Below are 5,659 nucleotides of genomic sequence, written 5' to 3'. Positions count from 1 at the left end.
CCGGCGGTTCGCCCCCGCCCCCCGCAGCGCGGGGTGGCGGGCCGGGGCGTGGCCCCCCCGGGGGGGGGGGGGGCCGGCCCCCCCCCCCCCCCCCCCCCACCGCTCCAGCACCTGTGCCAGGATTCCCGGTTGTGACCAGGGGAAGAAGGCTCGGGGCGGTGGCAGCGGTGCTCGCGCTGGCGTCGACCGGCGGGACGGCGTGGCACCTGAACCGGCAGGCGGAGGACCGGGCGGTGTGCCGGGCGCTCCAGGAACTGGACGGCCGGACCTACCAGCCCGCGGTGACGGAACGGATCCGTCGCGCGGGGCGGGAGGACGGCGGCGACCTCGGAGACCTCACCCGGGACGCCGACGGCACCACCTGGCCGGGGCACCTCTCGCTGGAGTCGGCTGGGTACGACCTCGCCCTGTCGACCTGCGCCGAACTCGGTCTGCCGGTACCGGACGTCGGCTGAACCCCCGCGTCGCCCGCCGTTCGGGCCCGGACGACCGGCTGACGACGCCGTCCCTGCGGGGGCGCCGGGAGGCCGGAGCGGCGTCCGCGCGACCTTGCACACTCGACGAGGCGCCGGAACCACCGAACACGTTCCTGGCACGTAGTCCACCTGACCTGGAGAAGGCCCGGGCGGCCCTGGGCCGCCAGGTCCCGGGCTGGACGGCAGTCCACGAGGGGGCGGCGTCCCGGCCGCTGTGAGCCGACCGCCGCCGGCCCGGGGCGCCGGACATGACGCCGCCTCGGTCCGTCCCGAGCGGGCGGACACAGGGGCCGTTGCCCCGGAGGCGGGTGTGCGGAATCATGATCGGAATGGACGCTCGTTTCGTCGGTACCGCTGATCTGGTCGAGGCCCCGTCCGTGGCGGTCGTGGTCGATGTGATGCGCGCTTTCACCGTGGCCGCGTGGGCCTTCGCGCAGGGGGCGGAGAAGATCGTTCTCGCCGAGTCGCTGGACACCGCTCTGGCGCTCAAGGCCCGCCGTCCGGACTGGGTGGCGCTCAAGGACGGGCCCCGTGCGCCCGGGTTCGACCTGGTCAACTCGCCGGGCCTGCTGCGGTCCGTCGACCTGGGCGGGCGGACCGTCGTGCAGAAGACCACGGCGGGAACGGTCGGCGCCCTCGCGGTGAAGGAGGCGTCGCTGGTGCTGTGCGCCGGCTTCGTGGTGGCGGAGGCGACGGCCCGGCTCCTACGGGCGCGCGGGAGCGACAGCGTGACGTTCGTGGTCACCGGTGAGGACGGGCGGGCCGATGAGGACCAGGCGTGCGCCCGGTACATCGCTCGCCGGGCCACCGAGGCCGTGACGGATGCCACGGGGTTCCTTCGCCGCGCCGCCGAGTCGCGCGCCGCCGCCGAGTTGGCGCAGGGGGTGCGTCAAGGAGTCCATCCCGACGACGTCGCGCTCTGCCTGGAACTCGACCGGTTCCCCTTCGCCATGGTGGCGGCCCCGGAGGACTCGCTCATGGTGCTGCGTCCGCGCGCCGTGCCTCCGCCGGCCGACGACGCCTCGATCCGCTAGGCGAACGCCGGCCTCCGCGCCACCGCGCCGAGGCCGTGCCCGGACCGCCGCGCCCGGACCGCTGCCCTTTGACCGCCGCGCCCGGCCGGACCCGGCGGGGCGCTCCGGTCGGGCTCCGGGCCTCCACGGTGCCGAAGGCGTCGGCGTGCCCGGGGGCGGGGACGGCGGTGCGGTGCACCACCTCGTCACCGGGCGCCCGGCGGGCCAGGGTGAACCAGCCGGACTCGGCGCCCGCCGCGTCCCCAGGGCGGCGCCGCCCCGAACGCTCGCAGCCCCCGTCGGGCTGCCAGCACGCTCAGCCGTCCGCGCCCCCGGCCACCGCCGCGTACTCGGCGGCCAGCGATTCGGCCATGGCCGCAGCCGAGTACCGGGCCGCCACCGTGCCGCGGCCGCGGACCGCGACCTCCGCCAGACGAGTCGCCGGCAGCAGGCACAACTCGCGCAGTCGCCCGGCGAGTTCCCCCGTGCTCCCGGTGGGCAGCAGGAAGCCGTTCACCCCGTCCCGTACGTAGTGCGGCACACCGCCGACGACGGGCCCGGCGGCCGGCAGGCCGGCGTCCATCGCCTCCAGCACCGCCAGCCCGAACTCCTCCTTCGCGCTCGGGCACACGTACAGGGCCGGACCGCACCAGCGGCCCGAGGCCAGCGCCCGTTCCAGCACCCGCACCTGCCGGTTCGGCAGCGCGGCCCACTGCGCGACCCGCCGCCGGGCCGCCGGCTCCGCGGACAGCAGCTTGGCGATCCGGCCGCGCATCTCCGTCTCGACCGCCGTCGGGTGCACCGCGGACCCGCCGATCAGGACCAGCGCCGTCGACCGGTACAGGCCCGCGTCGAGCCAGGCCTCCACCAGCCGGTCCTGCTGCTTGACCGGGTGCAGCCGACCGACGCTCAACAGCACCCGCAACCCGGGCACGGCCGGGTCGAGGCCGTCCGCCAGCTCCCCGCCCGCGAACAGTCGCCCCATCAGCCTCGCCGCCGTCGCGTCGTCCCGCTCGCCGGGTTCGAAGGGCGCGATGCCCTCCGGCGGAGCGGCCAGCGGCCGGCGGCGGAACTCCGGTGCCAGCTGCGGGAAGTACTCGGACAGCTCCGCGGTGCCCGATCGGCCCGGAATGGTGACCAGCAGGTCGGCCCGGGCGACCAGTGCGTCCGCCACGAAGATCCGGTGCAGGTCCATCCGCAGGGCCGCGGCCGGCTCGGCGAGCGAGTGCACCGGCAGGTCACGGTGACGCCGGGCGGTCGTCCGGTGGGGGTCCGGCGTGACGGTGAAGGCGAACCGGGCGCCGCGGCGCCGAGCGGCGTCCGCCACGGCCAGCGAGCAGTCGTCGGCGAAGCGCGCATGGACGACGTGCGCCCCTGCGCCGGGCAGCGCCAGCAGACGGGTCGCCCACCAGGCCAGTGCCCCTCGGTGGACCGCCGCAGTTCCCGGGTCCAGCGGTCCCGGGGCGTCGATCGGGATGCCCATCACCCAGTGCTCCGGCCCCCGCCGCGCCACCAGCGGCCGCCCCTCGCGGAGCTCCGCGGTCCCGGCGCCGACCAGGGTGAGAACGCGCGCCACCCGACCGGTGCGGGACAGCTCGTCGCCGAGGCCGCCCAGCAGGACGCTCATGCCTCCGCTGAGCCCCGCCCCCGGCTCGTCCAGCCGCCCCAGCAGCATGGACTGGGCGACGACGAGGCCGTCCGCGGGCGCAGCCGGCAGGGGCCCTAGAGCTCGCCGGAAGGGCTCGCCGGCCGGTGTTCCCGGAGCCGCCTGCTCCCAGGCGGCGGCCAGCAGGAGCTCCTCGTAGCGGTCCGCGGTGCGGTGCGCCGCGGTCGGCAGGGCTTCGGCACCCCGCGGAAGACCGGACAGGTAGCGCCACACCGCGTGCCGTTGCCACCGGTCCGCCGCCCGGGCCCCGCCCGCGCACTCCGCCGCCGTCAGCGGACGGAGGCGGGCCGCTCCGGCGAGGTCGAGCAGGAAGGCGGCCTCCTCGGCCGGCGGAGCGGCGAGCAGCCGGCTGCGCAGTGCGGCCGTCGCGGCCCTCCCGTGTCCGGCCGCCACGGTCACCGACCAGGCCTCCGCGAGCGCGGTCCGCAGGGTGGCCGTCCCGTCGGCCGCGGTGACCAAGGCCGCCGGGTCCAGGGCGCGGCCGGCGCGCACCGCCCGCCGCAGGCCGGCCACACGTAGGTCCTGCGCGGGCAGGCCGGCGATCCGGGGGCCCGGCCCGGCGGGTCCGTACCCGGCGGGTCCGTGCCCGGCGGAGTAGTACTCGGTGGCGTCGTACACGGCGGGGTCGTACTCGGCGCGGGCGAGCAGCCCGAGCAGGTCGTGGCCGGCGCCGGCCGGGGGGTCCTGTCCCCAGAAGTGCCGCCGCCACTGGGCCAGTTCGTCGGCCTTCGCAGGGTCGGCTCCGTCTGCCGGGCCGGTGCGCGTTCCTGGGGAGGTACCGGGAGTGTCCTGCCTCACGGGGTCGGCCTCTCGTCGGGTGGCGTGCGTCCGTCCGTGCGTCTCTTCGGAGCGGGCGGCCGGATGGATTGGAACGGCGCCGGCCCGCGCCCGGGTGCCCGGAATCGACGGATTCGCCCGGCGATCTCTGGCATCATCGACCGGGCGGGACGCGCGTCCCGCGCCGCCGCCCGCAGCTCCAGGGAGACCGCGGTGACCCGTGTCGTGGTGATCAGCCCGCCGTTCCGCTCGCACGCCGCACCGCTGAGCGTGCTCGGGGCGGCCCTGCGCCGGGCTGGTGCGGAGGTGTCGCTGGCCTGCACGCCGGCCTTCGCGGATCTGGCGGACCGCTCCGGGCTGGGGTTCGCGGAACTCAACGTCACCCGCAACGCCAATCACGGCATCGCCGAGCGGACGGCGCAGGACGAGGGTGAGTCCGCCCGCCTGCGGGAGTTCCTCGCGGCGACCGCTAGGGGCGCGGTTCCCGCCCTGCTCACCCAGGCCGGGCACCGCCGGGCCGACATGCTGGCGGACCCCGACCGCGTCCTGCGCGACCTCCGGGACCTCGACGGCCGGGTGCGGCCCGACTGGTACGTCGTGGACCAGCTGAGCTACCCGGTGACGCTCGCCCTGCACTGCCTGGGGCTCGCCTACGCGAGCTTCTGCCCGGGCCACCCCAGCTACATCCCCGCCGGCCCGGACGCCTACTTCGGCCTGCCGTACGCCTGGCCCACCACCGTACGACCCGATGCGGCGTCGCTCGACCGACTGCGCGAGGCGGCCGCCGCGAACGACACGGCCTTCACCGCGGCCTTCCGCGCGTCAGTCGGCCGCCATGCGCCGCAGCGCCCGGTCCCGGAGCGGGCGTTCGCCCTGTGCTCCCCGCACGCGCTCGTCTTCAACTACCCGCCGTTCCCGTGGCTGCCACCGGCTCCGGCAGGGCCTGCGGCCCTCTACGCAGGGCACTGCGGACCGGACGCGGCCCAGCTCAGCCGGGCCTGGCGCGACGTCGTCGACCGGCTCGCCACCGGCGGTCGCCCGCTGCTGCTGGTCGCACTGGGCACGTTCCTCTCGGCCCGCCACGATGTCCTGCGGACCGCCGTGGAGGGGATCCTGCAGCACACCGGGGCGTCCGTGATCGTCGCTGCCGGCGACCGGGCGGCGGAGCTCGGACGGGCCCCGGCACTGCGGGACGCCCCGGCCGGCCGGCTCCACATCGCGGCCACCGTCCCGCAGCAGGCACTGCTGCCCCTGGCCGCCGCGATGATCCACCACGGCGGCAACAACTCGTTCACCGAATGCCTGCACGCCGGGGTTCCCGCACTCGTCCTGCCCTTCTCCAGTGACCAGTTCGCCATCGCCCACGACGCCGAACGCGCCGGCCTCGGCCGCAGCCTGGACCCCAACAGCCTCGACCCGCCGACCGTCGGCGCCGCCGTCCGCGCGCTGCTCACGGGTGGCCGCACCGCCAACGACCGCGTTCGCGACGAAGTCCGTGCCCGCGGTCCGCAGTGGGCCGCCGACGAACTGCTGCGCCGCATGCCCGTTCGCACGTCATCCACGCCCTGACCGACCGACCGTCGGGCCGATCGACGGGCCGATCGACGGGCCGCTGCGGCCGGCGAGGGCCCCGGGAGCGCGGCGGCGGGGCCCGCGCCCGCCGCACCGCCCCGGCACCCCGGGCGCACGCGCGGGGGGTCGAGCCAGGCGCGGCGGGATCCCATGCC

General features: G+C 77.0%; 4 protein-coding genes. 3 read left to right on the top strand and 1 reads right to left on the bottom strand.

Features of this window, described 5'->3' with window-relative positions; translation table 11 throughout:
* Positions 1-131 precede the first annotated feature (131 nt).
* Both ACFTWP_RS08270 and ACFTWP_RS08265 read left to right on the top strand, forming a co-directional pair.
* Positions 132-455, top strand: coding sequence for a hypothetical protein (locus tag ACFTWP_RS08270; RefSeq protein ID WP_380263440.1), 324 nt, complete (start codon positions 132-134; stop codon positions 453-455).
* A gap of 350 nt (positions 456-805) precedes the next feature.
* Positions 806-1,510: a 2-phosphosulfolactate phosphatase gene (locus ACFTWP_RS08265; RefSeq protein ID WP_380263439.1), complete on the top strand. Its 705-nt coding sequence runs from the start codon at positions 806-808 to the stop codon at positions 1,508-1,510.
* A 295-nt stretch (positions 1,511-1,805) separates the two neighbouring features.
* Here the strand turns inward: ACFTWP_RS08265 and ACFTWP_RS08260 are convergent, their stop codons facing one another.
* Complete coding sequence (locus ACFTWP_RS08260; RefSeq protein WP_380263438.1) at positions 1,806-3,953, bottom strand: glycosyltransferase; 2,148 nt, start codon at positions 3,951-3,953, stop codon at positions 1,806-1,808.
* Positions 3,954-4,145: 192 nt separating this feature from the next.
* Between ACFTWP_RS08260 and ACFTWP_RS08255 the strand changes: the two genes are divergently transcribed.
* Positions 4,146-5,501 carry a glycosyltransferase gene (locus tag ACFTWP_RS08255; RefSeq protein ID WP_380263437.1) on the top strand — a complete coding sequence of 452 codons (1,356 nt, stop codon included), beginning with the start codon at positions 4,146-4,148 and terminating at the stop codon, positions 5,499-5,501.
* The last annotated feature ends 158 nt before the right edge of the window (positions 5,502-5,659 follow it).

It is taken from the genome of Kitasatospora sp. NPDC057015, from assembly GCF_042673745.1.
Lineage (GTDB): Bacteria > Actinomycetota > Actinomycetes > Streptomycetales > Streptomycetaceae > Kitasatospora.
Note: the sequence above shows the minus strand (reverse complement) of the source record. Positions and strands in the feature narration are given on the sequence as shown.